Here is a 14,714-nt window from a genome sequence, read left to right as displayed (position 1 = left end):
GTACCTGCCGTTCTGGTATGTGCCCAAGCTGGGCCTGCGGCTGGTGTTGTTCGCCGGCACCCTGCTGATGGCGGTGGGGTTCGGGTGCATGTACTGGCTGGACCTGCACTCCACCTACCTCGAGTTCGCCTGGCCCACACTCATTCTCGCCACCGCCATCAGCAGGGTGCCGGCGAACAACACCAGCCGCAGGCCCAGCTTGGGCACATACCAGAACGACAGGGCCGAGAAGATGCCCAGCGGCACCATGAACGGCCCGAAGGCTGCCGCCGTCGCCAACGGGGAGTAGCCCATGATCTGCTGCACGTATTGCATGCCGATATAGAAGAACCCGAAGGTGGCGCCGAACAGGATGACGATCGCGGTCACTCCGGTGGCGAAATTCGGGTCGGCGAACAACCGGACATCCAGCAGCGGTTGCCGGCCCCGCGCCGCCAGGCGCAACTCGAGCGCGCCGAACGCCGCGGCCATGACCGCGCCGACCGCCAGCCCGCCCCACACCAGTGGGTCGCTCCACCCGCGCCCCGGCGCTTCCAGGATGGCGGCCACGGCGACGGCGACCGCCGCGCCGATCAGGACCGCGCCCGGCGCATCGACCCGAGGAGCGCCCGCGTCGCGTGACGACGCCACGGTGCAGGCCAGCGCGAAAATCAGCAGGCCGGCGATGCCCAGCGACCAGAAGATGGCGTGCCAGTCCCAAAACCGAAGCAGCAGGCCGGAACCGAGCATGCCCAACACGCCGCCGGAACCGGCCGTCCCCGCCCAGATCCCAACGGCCTTGGTGCGCTCGTCTTTTGGATAGGCCACCGTCAGCAGCGACAGCGTCGCGGGCATGACGAACGCGGCACCGATCCCGGCCACCGCCCGCCCCGCGATGATCTGGGACGGGTTGTGCAGCAGCGCCGGCGCCACCGAGCCGATCGAGAACACCAGCAGTCCGGTCAGCAGCGCGCCGCGCCGTCCGTAGCGGTCACCGATCGCGCCGGCCGGCAGCAGCAGGCAGGCCAACGCCACGGTGTAGCCGTCGACGACCCAGTTCAACTGCGAGGCGGTGGCCGACGTGGCGACCGCCAGGTCGCCGAGCGCGGTGTTCAGGGCCGTCATCGACGCCACCACCAGGGCCACCCCCATGCAGGCGACGGCCAGCGTCCAGTTTCGGGCCCGGAAGCTACCGCCGATGCCGATCCCGTCAGTACGCTGGTCATTCCGGACGAGGGTTTCGACCATGCGGTGCGCCTCCTTGGGACCGTGCGACGTTTCGAGACCAATAGTCTTGTAGGTAGACCGATAGTCTTGTTTTCAAACGGGAGGTGGGCGTAATTACCACCGAGACGTCCGACCCGCGCCCGGCACGGTCGCGGGCCAGGCTGCTGGAAGCCGCCGTCACGCTGCTGCGCGCGGGGGGTCCCAGTGCGGTGACGGTCGACGCGGTCACCCGCACCGCCAATGTCGCCCGGGCAACCCTGTATCGCCACTTCCCGAGCGGAAACGACTTACTGGCAGCGGCTTTCAACAGCCTGATACCGGCGTCGCCCACCCCGCCGGCCGAGGGCTCGCTGCGCGACCGGCTGGTCGCGGTGGTGCTGGCCCAGGCCGAGGCCGTGGCCCTGGCCCCGACCGTGATGACCGCCATGTCCTGGCTGGCGCTGGGCCGCGACCTGGAAGGCATGCCCGAGCCGCGGCGCAGCCACAACGCCGACAGCGCGGCCATCACCACCCTGCGCGAGCGCATCGCCCAGCAGTACGCGGAGCCCTTCGACGCCATCTTCGACAGCCCGGAGGCCGCCGAGCTGGGGGAGGTCGACCGGTCGCGGGCGATCGCCCTGCTCATCGGGCCCCTGGTGCTGGGCAGGCTGTCCACCCTGCCCGATTTCGACTACCGGCAATGCGCGCTGGAGGCCGTCGACGGCTTCCTGCACGTCCAGTGCGCCAGGTCCGGCGCGGCGACTGTCGAATCGGCGGGTGCCTGAGGGCCGGCGCCCCGCCAGCTAGGCGCTTCTGACCAGCGCGGTTATCCTCCGGTGCTACCGTCCGCGAGGCGGGTGCGGCGGATTCGGACGCAGATCCGGGCCGAATTTTGATCGGCCACGATCTTCAGGCATACTGTTCAGGTTGCCTTGAGCCGGGTTTGCGCCTGGTCGGGCATACGACCAGCGTCCAAACGGGCGCGTCCGGTCCCATCCTTTGAGAGCGACGAATTTCGATCCTGAAATTGTCGTGCTGAGGCTGCGTGAGGGTGACACGCCCGACCGCGGGGGCCGGTGGACCACGACAGGTAAACAGCGGCGCAATATCCGGCGCAACGCTCGATCGGCCCAAGATTGGGCCGTCGACTGGCGCGCTGGGAGGCACTGAGGACTATGTGAGCCCGGATACCGGGCCCCAACAGGAGTGAGGGTAGGAGAAGCGTGGCGGGACAGAAGATCCGCATCAGGCTTAAGGCCTACGACCATGAGGCTATTGACGCGTCGGCGCGCAAGATCGTCGAGACCGTCGTCCGCACGGGTGCCAGCGTTGTAGGTCCGGTGCCGCTGCCGACTGAGAAGAACGTGTATTGCGTCATCCGCTCACCGCACAAGTACAAGGACTCGCGGGAGCACTTCGAGATGCGCACGCACAAGCGGCTCATCGACATCCTCGACCCGACGCCGAAGACCGTCGACGCGCTGATGCGCATCGACCTTCCGGCCAGTGTCGACGTCAACATCCAGTAGGAGATCGGCGACTCATGGCAAGAAAAGGCATCCTGGGTACCAAGCTGGGCATGACGCAGGTGTTCGACGAGAACAACCGGGTCGTGCCGGTGACGGTCGTCAAGGCCGGCCCGAACGTGGTGACCCGGATCCGTACCCCCGAGCGCGACGGCTACAGCGCCGTGCAGCTGGCCTACGGCGAGATCAGTCCCCGCAAGGTCAACAAGCCGGTGACCGGTCAGTACGCCGCCGCGGGCGTCAACCCGCGCCGGTTTCTGGCCGAGTTGCGGCTGGAGAACCCCGAGGCGGCCGCCGAATACGAGGTCGGCCAGGAGCTGACGGCGGAGATCTTCGCCGACGGCGCCTACGTCGATGTCACGGGCACCTCCAAGGGCAAGGGCTTCGCCGGCACCATGAAGCGCCACGGCTTCCGTGGCCAGGGCGCCAGCCACGGTGCCCAGGCGGTGCACCGGCGGCCCGGTTCCATCGGCGGCTGCGCCACCCCCGCCCGGGTCTTCAAGGGCACCCGGATGGCGGGCCGGATGGGTAGCGACCGGGTGACCGTCCAGAACCTGTTGGTGCACAAGGTCGATACCGAGAACGGCGTGCTGCTGATCAAGGGCGCGGTCCCCGGCCGCACCGGTGGACTCGTCGTGGTCCGCAGCGCGGTCAAGCGAGGTGAGAAGTAATGGCAGCGGTGAAGATTGACGTCAAGACGCCGGGCGGCAAGGTCGAGGGTTCGATCGAGTTGCCGGCCGAGTTGTTCGATGCGCCGGCCAATATCGCGCTGATGCACCAGGTCGTCACCGCGCAGCGGGCGGCGGCGCGTCAGGGCACGCACTCGACCAAGACGCGCGGCGATGTCAGCGGCGGTGGCCGTAAGCCGTACCGGCAGAAGGGAACCGGCCGGGCCCGTCAGGGTTCGACCCGCGCCCCGCAGTTCACCGGTGGTGGCGTCGTGCACGGGCCCAAGCCCCGCGACTACAGCCAGCGCACGCCCAAGAAGATGATTGCCGCGGCGTTGCGCGGTGCCCTGTCCGACCGGGCTCGCAACGGCCGCATCCACGCGATCACCGAGCTGGTGTCGGGGCAGACGCCGTCGACCAAGAACGCCCGGGCATTCTTGGGCACGCTGACCGACCGCAAGCAGGTGCTGGTCGTGATCGGGCGCAGCGACGAGACCGGCGCCAAGAGCGTGCGCAACCTGCCCGGTGTGCACGTGTTGACTCCCGACCAGCTCAACACCTACGACGTGCTGCGCTCCGACGACGTGGTGTTCAGCGTTGAGGCGCTGGGCGCCTACATCGCCGGGGCCACCGGCGGCGCCGCCGACAAAGATGTGGAGGTAACGGCGTAGATGGCGACCATCACTGACCCCCGCGACATCATTCTGGGCCCGGTCATCTCGGAGAAGTCCTACTCGTTGCTCGACGACAACGTGTACACGTTTGTGGTGCACCCCGATTCGAACAAGACGCAGATCAAGATCGCTATCGAGAAGATCTTCTCCGTCAAGGTCGCATCGGTGAACACCGCGAACCGGCAAGGTAAGCGCAAGCGCACCAGGACCGGATTCGGCAAGCGCAAGAGCACCAAGCGGGCCATCGTCACGCTGGCGCCGGGTAGCAAGCCGATCGATCTGTTCGGGGCACCGGCGTAGCCGCCGCGAGAGGAAGACCTGATTAGACATGGCAATTCGTAAGTACAAGCCGACGAGCCCGGGCCGCCGCGGCTCGAGCGTGTCCGATTTCTCCGAAGTCACCCGTTCCACCCCGGAGAAGTCGCTGGTGCGCCCGCTGCACGGCCACGGTGGCCGGAACGCGCACGGCCGCATCACCACCCGCCACAAGGGTGGCGGCCACAAGCGCGCCTACCGGGTGATCGACTTCCGCCGCAACGACAAGGACGGCGTGAACGCCAAGGTCGCGCACATCGAGTACGACCCCAACCGCACCGCCAACATCGCGCTGCTGCACTTCCTGGACGGCGAGAAGCGCTACATCATTGCGCCGCAGGGACTTTCGCAGGGCGACGTGGTGGAGTGCGGCCCGAACGCCGACATCAAGCCGGGCAACAACCTGCCGCTGCGCAACATCCCGGCCGGTACCGTCATCCACGCCGTGGAGCTGCGGCCGGGCGGCGGCGCCAAGCTGGCGCGCTCGGCCGGGTCGAGCATCCAGTTGCTCGGTAAAGAGGGCACCTACGCGTCGCTGCGGATGCCCAGCGGTGAGATCCGCCGCGTCGACGTGCGCTGCCGCGCCACCGTCGGCGAGGTCGGCAACGCCGAACAGGCGAACATCAACTGGGGCAAGGCCGGCCGGATGCGGTGGAAGGGCAAGCGCCCCTCCGTCCGTGGTGTGGTGATGAACCCGGTGGACCACCCGCACGGTGGTGGTGAGGGCAAGACCTCCGGTGGTCGTCACCCGGTGAGCCCGTGGGGCAAGCCCGAGGGCCGCACCCGGCACCCGAACAAGGCCAGCAACAAGCTCATTGTCCGACGCCGGCGCACCGGCAAGAAGCACGGGCGCTGAGGAAGTCCCAGGACTAGGAGTATCAGCACATGCCACGCAGCCTGAAGAAGGGCCCGTTCGTCGACGGCCACCTGCTCAAGAAGGTGGACACGCAGAACGAGAAGAACACCAAACAGGTGATCAAGACATGGTCGCGACGTTCGACGATCATTCCTGACTTCATCGGCCACACCTTCGCCGTCCACGACGGACGCAAGCACGTCCCGGTGTTCGTCACCGAGGCGATGGTCGGCCACAAGCTCGGTGAATTCGCGCCCACCCGCACCTTCAAGGGACACATCAAGGACGACCGGAAGGCCAAACGGCGATGACCACAACGGAATTCCCATCGGCGGTGGCCAAAGCACGGTTCGTGCGGGTGTCGCCGAGAAAGGCGCGCCGGGTGATCGACCTGGTGCGCGGCCGCTCGGTGGCCGACGCGCTGGACATCCTGCGCTGGGCGCCGCAGGCCGCCAGCGAGCCGGTGGCCAAGGTGATCGCCAGTGCCGCGGCCAACGCGCAGAACAACAACGGGCTGGACCCGGCGACCCTGGTGGTCGCCACCGTCTACGCCGACGAGGGCCCCACCGCCAAGCGCATCCGTCCGCGCGCCCAGGGCCGCGCGTTCCGGATCCGCAAGCGCACCAGCCACATCACCGTCGTGGTGGAAAGCCGGCCGGGCAAGGACCAGGGATCGGCGAAGTCGTCCCGGGCCCGTCGCGCCGAGGCCAGCAAGGCCGCCGCGAAGGCCCCCGCCAAGAAAGCGCCGGCCAACAAGGCGCCCGCCAAGAAGGCCGCCACCAAAGCGCCCGCGAAGAAGGCGGCGAAGGCCGAAGCCAAGACGTCTGAGACCTCTGACGCGAAGGGAGGCTCAGACTAGTGGGCCAGAAGATCAATCCGCACGGTTTCCGGCTGGGCATCACCACCGACTGGAAGTCACGCTGGTACGCCGACAAGCAGTACGCGGACTACGTCAAGGAAGACGTCGCCATCCGGCGGCTGCTCTCGACCGGCCTGGAGCGGGCCGGGATCGCCGACGTGGAGATCGAGCGCACCCGTGACCGAGTCCGGGTGGACATCCACACCGCACGTCCCGGCATCGTGATCGGCCGCCGCGGCACCGAGGCCGACCGGATCCGTGCCGACCTGGAGAAGCTGACCGGCAAGCAGGTTCAGCTCAACATCCTCGAGGTCCGCAACCCGGAGTCGCAGGCGCAACTGGTGGCCCAGGGCGTCGCCGAGCAGCTGAGCAACCGCGTGGCGTTCCGCCGGGCGATGCGTAAGGCCATCCAGTCGGCGATGCGTCAGCCCAACGTCAAGGGCATTCGGGTGCAGTGCTCCGGCCGCCTCGGCGGCGCCGAGATGAGCCGCTCGGAGTTCTACCGCGAGGGCCGGGTGCCGCTGCACACGCTGCGCGCCGACATCGACTACGGCCTGTACGAAGCCAAGACCACCTTCGGCCGGATCGGCGTGAAGGTGTGGATCTACAAGGGCGACATCGTCGGCGGGAAGCGCGAATTGGCCGCCGCCGCTCCGGCCGGTGCCGAGCGTTCGCGCCGTGAGCGTCCTTCGGGCACCCGTCCGCGTCGCAGTGGCGCGTCGGGCACCACGGCCACCAGCACCGAGGCCGGCCGCGCGGCCGCAAGCGCCGAAGAGGGCGCTGGCGCCGCGCCGGCCCAGTCCGCACCCGCTGCAGAACCACAGAGCACGGAGAGCTGAATCATGTTGATTCCCCGCAGGGTTAAACACCGCAAGCAGCACCACCCCCGCCAGCGCGGCATCGCCAGTGGCGGTACGGCGGTGAACTTCGGTGACTACGGCATCCAGGCCTTGGAGCACGCCTACGTCACCAACCGCCAGATCGAGTCCGCTCGTATCGCCATCAACCGGCACATCAAGCGTGGCGGCAAGGTGTGGATCAACGTGTTCCCCGACCGGCCGCTGACCAAGAAGCCCGCCGAGACCCGCATGGGTTCGGGTAAGGGTTCGCCGGAGTGGTGGGTCGTCAACGTCAAGCCGGGCCGGGTGCTGTTCGAACTCAGCTACCCCAACGAGCAGACCGCCCGGGCGGCGCTGACCCGCGCGATCCACAAGTTGCCGATCAAGGCCCGCATCGTGACTCGAGAGGATCAGTTCTGATGGCAGTGGGAATTTCGCCTGGCGAACTGCGTGAGCTCACCGAAGAGGAGCTCACCGAGCGGTTGCGCGAATCCAAGGAAGAGCTGTTCAATCTGCGTTTCCAGATGGCGACCGGACAGCTCACCAACAACCGCCGGCTCCGCACGGTGCGTCAGGAGATCGCGCGCGTCTACACGGTGCTGCGCGAACGAGAACTGGGCCTGGCTTCCGGGCCGGATGGTAAGGAATCGTGATGGCAGAAGCCAAGAAGGCCGCGCCCAAGAAGGCCGCCGCAACCGAGGCCGCGTCGAAGGACGGTAATCCCAAAGGCCCCAAGCACACTCCGGCCAACCCGAAGGTGCGGGGACGGCGCAAGGTGCGCATCGGCTACGTGGTGAGTGACAAGATGCAGAAGACCATCGTGGTCGAGCTCGAGGACCGCGTGCGTCACCCGCTGTACGGCAAGATCATCCGGACCACCACGAAGGTCAAGGCGCACGACGAGAACAGCACGGCAGGAATCGGCGACCGCGTATCGCTGATGGAGACCCGCCCGACCTCGGCGACCAAGCGCTGGCGCCTCGTCGAAATTCTGGAAAAGGCTAAGTAAGCCCTTTTAGCTAGCGGCAGCGAACGCCCCGTCGCGGGTGTAGTCTGCGGCGATGGCGACTGGGTCGGGGCAGTTCAACGGGAAGATCGAGCTCGACATCCGGGACTCCGAACCGGACTGGGGACCCTACGCCGCGCCGACCGCGCCCCCCGACGCGCCCAACGTCCTGTACCTGGTGTGGGACGACACGGGCATCGCCACCTGGGACTGCTTCGGCGGTCTGGTGGAGATGCCGGCCATGTCGCGCATCGCCGAGCGTGGCGTCCGGCTCTCGCAATTCCATACCACCGCGCTGTGCTCGCCGACCCGGGCGTCGCTGCTCACCGGACGCAACGCCACGACGGTCGGCATGGCCACCATCGAGGAGTTCACCGAGGGCTTCCCCAATGCCAACGGCCGCATACCGTTTGACACCGGCCTGCTCTCCGAGGCGCTCGCCGAGCACGGCTACAACACCTACGCCGTGGGCAAGTGGCACCTGACCCCGCTCGAGGAATCGAATCTCGCGTCGACCAAGCGGCACTGGCCGACCTCGCGTGGCTTCGAACGGTTCTACGGATTCCTGGGCGGTGAAACCGACCAGTGGTATCCCGACCTGGTGTACGACAACCACCCGGTGAGCCCGCCGGGCACCCCGGAGGACGGCTACCACCTCTCCAAGGACCTGGCCGACAAGACCATCGAGTTCATCCGCGACGCCAAAGTTATTGCGCCCGAGAAGCCTTGGTTCTCCTACGTGTGCCCCGGCGCCGGGCACGCGCCGCATCACGTATTCAAAGAATGGGCCGACCGCTACGCCGGTCGCTTCGACATGGGCTACGAGCGCTACCGCGAGATCGTGCTGGAGCGGCAGAAGGCGCTCGGAATCGTGCCGCCCGACACCGAGCTGTCACCGGTCAACCCGTACCTGGACGTGAAGGGACCGAGCGGTGAGCCGTGGCCGCTGCAGGACACCGTGCGACCCTGGGATTCACTCAACGACGAAGAGAAAAGGTTGTTCGCGCGGATGGCCGAGGTGTTCGCCGGGTTCTTGAGCTACACCGACGCCCAGATCGGCCGCATCCTGGACTATCTCGAGGAATCGGGCCAGCTGGACAACACCATCATCGTGGTCATCTCCGACAACGGCGCCAGCGGCGAGGGTGGCCCGAACGGCTCGGTCAACGAGGGCAAGTTCTTCAACGGCTACATCGACACCGTCGAAGAGAGCATGAAGCTGTTCGACCACCTCGGCGGCCCCGAGACCTACAACCATTACCCGATCGGCTGGGCGATGGCCTTCAACACGCCCTACAAGCTCTACAAGCGGTACGCCTCCCATGAGGGTGGCATCGCGGATACGGCAATCATCTCGTGGCCCAACGGAATTGCCGCACACGGGGAGGTTCGCGACACCTACGTCAACGTCTGCGACATCACCCCGACCGTCTACGACCTGCTGGGCATGGCGCCACCGCAGACCCTCAAGGGCATCCCCCAGAAGCCCCTGGACGGCGTGAGTTTCAAGGCGGCCCTTGCCGATCCGGGCGCCGACACCGGCAAGAGCACCCAGTTCTACACCATGCTGGGCACCCGCGGGATCTGGCACCAGGGCTGGTTTGCCAACACCGTGCATGCGGCGACACCGGCCGGCTGGTCGCATTTCGACGCCGACCGCTGGGAACTGTTCCACATCGAGGCCGACCGCAGCCAGTGCCACGACCTGGCCGCCGAAAACCCGGACAAACTCGAAGAACTCAAGGCGCTGTGGTTCTCGGAGGCGGCCAAATACAACGGACTGCCGCTGTCGGACCTGAACATCCTCGAGACGCTGGGCCGGTCGCGGCCATATCTGGTCAGCGACCGGAACACCTACATCTACTATCCGGACTGCGCCGACGTCAGCATCGGTGCCGCCGCCGAAATCCGCGGCCGGTCCTTCTCGGTGCTCGCCGAGGTGACCGTCGACACCACTGGCGCCGAGGGTGTGCTGTTCAAGCAGGGCGGCGCGCACGGCGGGCATGTGCTGTTCATCCAGGACGGCCGGCTGCACTACGTGTACAACTTCCTCGGCGAGCGCCAGCAGGAGGTGTCGTCGTCCGACGCCGTGCCACTGGGCCGACATCTGTTCGGCGCCAGCTATTCACGCACCGGGACGGTCGAGAACAGTCACACGCCGCTCGGTGACGTCAGCTTGTTCATCGACGACAAGGTCGTCGGCACGCTGACCGGGGTGAGCACCCACCCCGGCACCTTCGGGCTGGCGGGCGCGGGCATCACGGTCGGGCGCAACGGCGGGTCGGGCGTCTCCAGTCGCTATAAGGCGCCGTTCACCTTCACCGGAGGCATCATCACCCAGGTGACCGTCGACCTGTCCGGCCGACCCTATGTGGACGTGGAAACCGAGATCGCGCTTGCCTTTTCGAGGGACTGATGAGTACCCCGATGCCCGCCGGACCACCCGCGCCGCCGGCACCGGCCGGCGCGCGAGGGCGGCAGATCGCGATCGCGTTCGGGATCGTCGCCTCCCTCGTCGTCATCTACGTGCTGTCGCTGATCGCCGTGCACCTGCTGGCCAAATCGGCGCCCCCGCTACCCGCGGTAGACCTGAGCAAGGTCGAGGCCGAGGACAGCGTCGTGCAGGTGCGGCTGGAGAAGCTGGATACCGTCGCGAACCGGCTGACGGTCAATGTGCTCGTCTACCCCAAAGACACGTTGTACGACAAGAACTTCGGGGTGCTCACGACCGATGCGGCGGTCCGGCTGTATCCCGACAACGACCTGGGTGATCTGCAGTACCCGGTCGGCAAGGCACCCGCACAGGTGACAACCACCATCGAGGCGCACGGCGATCCGGCGAACTGGCCGTTCGACTCGTACCGGACCGGCGTCATCTCGGCCGACGTGTTCACCGGGTCCGGCGCCGGCAAGGAGAAGACGGCCGCGCGCGTCGAGGCGACCGGGGGGCTGGACGGCTGGGATGCCACCGTCACCCGCGTCCACGACGCCGAAGACAACAACCCGGACCTCAAGGACGACGTGGTGATCACGCTGCACCGGGCCAAGGGGCAGCTGATCTTCGATGTCGGCATCTGCCTGGTCCTGATCTCGCTGCCCGTGCTGGCGTTATGGGTCGCCATTCCCGTGGCGCTGGGCCGCACGTCGTTCCTGCCGCCGCTCACCACGTGGTACGGCGCAATGCTTTTCGCGATCGTCCCGCTGCGCAACATCCTGCCGGGCAGCCCGCCGTACGGTTCGTGGGTGGATCAGGCCATCGTGCTGTGGGTGTTGATCGGGCTCGTCACCGCGCTGACGCTGTTCCTGATCGGCTGGTGGCGACAACGCGATCGAAAAGCGCCTACCCGGACGTAGTTGTGCTCATTCGGATTTTGGTGCGTCCACCGAACTGATCGCGTCGACCGCGGCCGACACCCGCGCCTGGAACTCGGGCGACAACGGGATGTAGCCGCTTTTGGCCAGTTCGATCTGGCCGGGGCCGATGGCCGCCTGTAGAAAAGCCTTGACCGCCTTGGCCACATCGAAGGTGGGGTACTTGGAGCAGACGATCTCGTAGGTCGCCAGCACGATCGGGTAGACGTCCGGCTGGGCGGGGTTGTAGAACGACGACAGGTCGAGCACCAGATCGTTGCCGGCGCCGGTGATCCTGGCGCCCCTGATGGTTTTGCCGACGGTGTCGGTGCCGATCCGGACGGGACGCAACGATCTGCGGCTGGCCGGCGTCTTGATCTCGGCCGCGAACAGTCCCTGCTGGAGCGCATACGATAGTTCGGTGTAGCCGATCGCGCCCTCGGTGTTCTTCACGGCGGCCGCGATGCCGGTGTTGCCGACGGCGCCCGTGCCGACGTCGCCGTTGAAGGCCTTGCCCGCGCCCTTGTTCCATGCCCCGCCGGACGCGGACTGCAGGTAGGCCTGAAAGTTGTCGGTGGTGCCCGAACCGTCGCTGCGGTAGATGACGTGAATGTCCTCGGCCGGCATGGAGGCGTTGAGCAACGTCAGGGCCGGGTCGTCCCAGCGGGTGATCGTGCCGTTGAAGATCTTGGCCAGCGTGGGCGCGTCGAGCACCAGCGAGTCGACTGCGGCGAGGTTGTAGGTGATGGCCAGCGGGCCGAACACCACCGGCAGGTTCCAGGCGTCGGCGCCGCCGCACCGCTGTCTGGCGGTGGCGTACTGCTCACCCGACAGCGGTGTGTCCGATCCGGCGAAATCCGTTCTGCCAGCAAGGAAGTCGGCGATCCCGTTGCCCGACCCGTTGGCGGTGTAGTTCAGGGTCTGCCCGGAGCAGGCCTGGCGATAGGCGTCGACGAACCGGGTCATCGCGTTGGCCTGCGCGGTCGAGCCGCTGGCCGCCAGGGTCTGCTTGCCGCCGCAGTCCACCTTGGCGCCGGCGGTATACGGCAGGCTCGCGGGGGAGTTGCTGCATGCCGAGACCACCAGGGTGGCCACCAGAACGCCGGTCACCGGTGCCCAACGCTTGCGCTGCACAGTCGACATCTACCGCCACCGGTTGAACAGGCAAACAAACTCCGGATGAACTGGTGCGCGCACCGGCTGCGATCGAAGGTTTGGCGGCGCGGGGCGCGGTGGCCGCCGAGCCCACAAGTTCGTTTCGCTGGACCGGCGCGCGGTGCAGCGGACCCAGCGGAAATTACCTAAACATGACGAATTTTTTAACTTCGCCCGCGCCGGTGGCGAGTTCGCTAGCATCCGTCCACGAGTGTTCGAGTTCCCACGGAGGTGTGACCGATGTCCCATCAAGCGCCACCCTCGCCACCGCCTCCGGCGCCAGCGGAGCAACCACCCGCGGCACCCGCGTCGACGGCCGAGCCCGACCGGCGCAAGCGGCGCAGGGTCATCGCCGTGGCCGCCGTCGCGGGCTTCCTCGCCGTGTATGTCCTGTCGCTGTTCGGGGTGCACCTGCTCGCGAAATCGGGTGGCCCGCTCAAGCCGCCGGACCTCAACGCCACCAATGACACCGTCGTGCTGGTGCGCCTGGAGAAGCTGGACACCGCCGCGAACCGGTTGACGGTGAAGGTGCTGGTGATCCCCGAGGAGTCGATGTTCGACAAACGCCTGGAGGTGCTCAAGACCGACACCGCGGTGCGCATGGATCCCCCGAACGACCTCGGCGACCTGCAGTACCCGGCCGGCAAGTCGCCGGCGCAGGTCGCGACCACCATCGAGGCACACGGCGACCCGAACAATTGGCCGTTCGATTCCTACCGCACCGACGCCCTATCCGCCGATGTGCTTGTCGGCCAGGGCGATGCGCGCCGCTACATTCCCGCGCGGGTGGAGGTCACCGGAGGCCTGGACGGCTGGGACGTCAGCGTTCAGCGCGTCGGCGAGGCCAGCCAGGACTCGGATCGCGCCGACAACGTCGTCATCACCCTGCACCGGGCCAAGGGCCCGCTGATCTTCGACCTCGGGATCTGCCTGGTTCTCTTCGCGCTGCCCGCGTTGGCCTTCGCCGTGGTCATCCAAATCGCCTTGGGCAGACGGAAATTCGTGCCGCCGTTCGTCACGTGGTTTGCCGCCATGTTGTTCGCCGTCATCCCCATCCGCAACTTTTTACCGGGGGCGCCCCCGCCGGGCGCGTGGATCGACCAAGCCCTGGTGATCTGGGTGTTGATCGCACTGGTCGCGGCGATGGCGCTGTACATGCTCACCTGGTATCGGCAATCCGACTGAGGCGCCCGGCGGGCGTAGCCTGACGGGGTGCTAACCGAGCTGGTCGACCTCCCCGGCGGATCATTCCGCATGGGATCGACCAGCTTCTACCCCGAAGAGGCGCCGATCCACACCGTGACGGTGGGTCCGATCGCGGTGGAACGGCACCCGGTCACCAACGCGCAGTTCGCCGAATTCGTCGCCGCCACCGGATATGTGACGGTGGCCGAGCAGCCGATCGACCCGGCGCTGTATCCGGGCGCGGACCCCGGCGATTTGTGCCCGGGCGCAATGGTTTTCCGTCCGACCGCCGGGCCGGTCGACCTGCGCGACTGGCGACAGTGGTGGCGGTGGGTGCCCGGCGTGAGCTGGCGCCACCCGTTCGGGCCCGACAGCGATGTCCGCGACCGCGGCGATCATCCGGTGGTGCAGGTGGCGTATCCGGATGCGACCGCCTACGCGCGCTGGGCCGGCCGGCGCCTGCCGACCGAGGCCGAGTGGGAGTACGCGGCGCGGGCCGGTTCGACGACCACGTACTCCTGGGGTGACGAGGCCACCAGCGAGGGCCGGCTGATGGCCAACACGTGGCAGGGCAGCTTTCCGTACCGCAACGACGGGGCGCTCGGCTGGGTGGGGACCTCGCCGGTAGGTACCTTCCCCCCCAACGCTTTTGGGCTCGTCGACATGATCGGCAACGTGTGGGAGTGGACGGCCACCGAATACTCGGCGCGTCACCGGCTCGACCCGCCGCCCAAGTCCTGCTGCGCCCCGTCGGGCCCGGCCGATCCGTCCGTCAACCAAGCGTTGAAGGGCGGCAGCCACCTGTGCGCGCCGGAGTACTGCCACCGTTACCGTCCGGCGGCCCGGTCACCACAATCGCAGGACTCCGCGACGACCCACATCGGGTTTCGCTGCGTGGCCGACTCGTCATCGGGTTAGCAAATGGGTGTCGCCAGGCCGGAGGGCCGCTTTTTCAGCCGGCGATGTAAACGGCGCATGGCCGATGGGTGACGCGGGCCTGATGCGTTACTGGACAGGAGATTTCGTCGCGCGGGCGGCCGCGTCGGTCCGCTAACATCTGACGGCGTGTCGCCCTCTTCCGACCGGTTCTCGCCG

General features: G+C 67.4%; 18 protein-coding genes. 16 read left to right on the top strand and 2 right to left on the bottom strand.

The genetic code is table 11. The features are described from left to right. Nucleotides 1-114: 114 nt before the first annotated feature. Entirely contained in the window at nucleotides 115-1,227 is a 1,113-nt protein-coding gene (locus tag A5659_RS05355; protein ID WP_231997742.1) for an MFS transporter, read from the bottom strand. Between the two features lie 143 nt (nucleotides 1,228-1,370). Between A5659_RS05355 and A5659_RS05350 the strand changes: the two genes are divergently transcribed. The 14 genes from A5659_RS05350 to A5659_RS05285 all read left to right on the top strand — a co-directional run bounded on the left by A5659_RS05350 (nucleotide 1,371) and on the right by A5659_RS05285 (nucleotide 11,282). After that, entirely contained in the window at nucleotides 1,371-1,970 is a 600-nt protein-coding gene (locus A5659_RS05350; RefSeq protein ID WP_197497926.1) for a TetR/AcrR family transcriptional regulator, read from the top strand. Nucleotides 1,971-2,408: 438 nt separating this feature from the next. Further along, nucleotides 2,409-2,714: a 30S ribosomal protein S10 gene (rpsJ, locus tag A5659_RS05345; protein ID WP_003873519.1), complete on the top strand. Its 306-nt coding sequence runs from the start codon at nucleotides 2,409-2,411 to the stop codon at nucleotides 2,712-2,714. Nucleotides 2,715-2,728: 14 nt separating this feature from the next. Next, on the top strand, nucleotides 2,729-3,382 hold the full coding sequence (rplC, locus tag A5659_RS05340) for a 50S ribosomal protein L3 (protein WP_066869357.1): 654 nt from the start codon (nucleotides 2,729-2,731) through the stop codon (nucleotides 3,380-3,382). Beyond that, a complete protein-coding gene (gene rplD, locus A5659_RS05335; RefSeq protein WP_066876433.1) occupies nucleotides 3,382-4,050 on the top strand; it encodes a 50S ribosomal protein L4 in 669 nt (222 codons plus the stop codon). The genes rplC and rplD overlap by 1 nt, the downstream gene beginning before the upstream one ends. Then, the gene (gene rplW, locus A5659_RS05330) at nucleotides 4,051-4,353 is read left to right on the top strand and encodes a 50S ribosomal protein L23 (protein WP_007773589.1); all 303 of its coding nucleotides are present in this window, start codon (nucleotides 4,051-4,053) and stop codon (nucleotides 4,351-4,353) included. 28 nt (nucleotides 4,354-4,381) lie between these two features. Then, the gene (rplB, locus tag A5659_RS05325; RefSeq protein WP_007773586.1) at nucleotides 4,382-5,224 is read left to right on the top strand and encodes a 50S ribosomal protein L2; all 843 of its coding nucleotides are present in this window, start codon (nucleotides 4,382-4,384) and stop codon (nucleotides 5,222-5,224) included. A gap of 29 nt (nucleotides 5,225-5,253) precedes the next feature. Next, complete coding sequence (gene rpsS, locus A5659_RS05320) at nucleotides 5,254-5,535, top strand: 30S ribosomal protein S19 (protein WP_007773585.1); 282 nt, start codon at nucleotides 5,254-5,256, stop codon at nucleotides 5,533-5,535. Then, nucleotides 5,532-6,083 (top strand): 50S ribosomal protein L22, encoded by a 552-nt coding sequence (gene rplV, locus A5659_RS05315; RefSeq protein WP_066869364.1) that lies wholly within the window; start codon nucleotides 5,532-5,534, stop codon nucleotides 6,081-6,083. The genes rpsS and rplV overlap by 4 nt, the downstream gene beginning before the upstream one ends. Next, nucleotides 6,083-6,922, top strand: coding sequence for a 30S ribosomal protein S3 (rpsC, locus tag A5659_RS05310; RefSeq protein ID WP_066869367.1), 840 nt, complete (start codon nucleotides 6,083-6,085; stop codon nucleotides 6,920-6,922). The genes rplV and rpsC overlap by 1 nt, the downstream gene beginning before the upstream one ends. 3 nt (nucleotides 6,923-6,925) lie before the next feature. Further along, nucleotides 6,926-7,342: a 50S ribosomal protein L16 gene (gene rplP / locus A5659_RS05305; RefSeq protein WP_007773582.1), complete on the top strand. Its 417-nt coding sequence runs from the start codon at nucleotides 6,926-6,928 to the stop codon at nucleotides 7,340-7,342. Then, on the top strand, nucleotides 7,342-7,575 hold the full coding sequence (gene rpmC / locus A5659_RS05300) for a 50S ribosomal protein L29 (RefSeq protein WP_055401869.1): 234 nt from the start codon (nucleotides 7,342-7,344) through the stop codon (nucleotides 7,573-7,575). The genes rplP and rpmC overlap by 1 nt, the downstream gene beginning before the upstream one ends. Continuing rightward, nucleotides 7,575-7,931: a 30S ribosomal protein S17 gene (gene rpsQ / locus A5659_RS05295; protein ID WP_066869370.1), complete on the top strand. Its 357-nt coding sequence runs from the start codon at nucleotides 7,575-7,577 to the stop codon at nucleotides 7,929-7,931. The genes rpmC and rpsQ overlap by 1 nt, the downstream gene beginning before the upstream one ends. Nucleotides 7,932-7,983: 52 nt before the next feature. Further along, the gene (locus A5659_RS05290; protein ID WP_067179616.1) at nucleotides 7,984-10,344 is read left to right on the top strand and encodes an arylsulfatase; all 2,361 of its coding nucleotides are present in this window, start codon (nucleotides 7,984-7,986) and stop codon (nucleotides 10,342-10,344) included. 11 nt (nucleotides 10,345-10,355) lie between these two features. Further along, nucleotides 10,356-11,282, top strand: coding sequence for a DUF4436 domain-containing protein (locus A5659_RS05285; protein WP_066869376.1), 927 nt, complete (start codon nucleotides 10,356-10,358; stop codon nucleotides 11,280-11,282). Nucleotides 11,283-11,288: 6 nt separating this feature from the next. On the opposite strand, the gene pstS is transcribed toward A5659_RS05285, so the two are convergent. Continuing rightward, nucleotides 11,289-12,422 carry a phosphate ABC transporter substrate-binding protein PstS gene (pstS, locus tag A5659_RS05280; RefSeq protein WP_231997740.1) on the bottom strand — a complete coding sequence of 378 codons (1,134 nt, stop codon included), beginning with the start codon at nucleotides 12,420-12,422 and terminating at the stop codon, nucleotides 11,289-11,291. Between the two features lie 252 nt (nucleotides 12,423-12,674). Here pstS and A5659_RS05275 point away from each other — a divergent pair, with 252 nt between their 5' ends. After that, nucleotides 12,675-13,619: a DUF4436 domain-containing protein gene (locus tag A5659_RS05275; protein WP_067179613.1), complete on the top strand. Its 945-nt coding sequence runs from the start codon at nucleotides 12,675-12,677 to the stop codon at nucleotides 13,617-13,619. A 27-nt stretch (nucleotides 13,620-13,646) separates the two neighbouring features. Further along, complete coding sequence (locus A5659_RS05270) at nucleotides 13,647-14,537, top strand: formylglycine-generating enzyme family protein (RefSeq protein WP_067179611.1); 891 nt, start codon at nucleotides 13,647-13,649, stop codon at nucleotides 14,535-14,537. The last annotated feature ends 177 nt before the right edge of the window (nucleotides 14,538-14,714 follow it).

It is taken from the genome of Mycobacterium sp. 1165196.3, from assembly GCF_001673415.1.
Taxonomy (GTDB): domain Bacteria; phylum Actinomycetota; class Actinomycetes; order Mycobacteriales; family Mycobacteriaceae; genus Mycobacterium; species Mycobacterium europaeum_A.
Note: the sequence above shows the minus strand (reverse complement) of the source record. Positions and strands in the feature narration are given on the sequence as shown.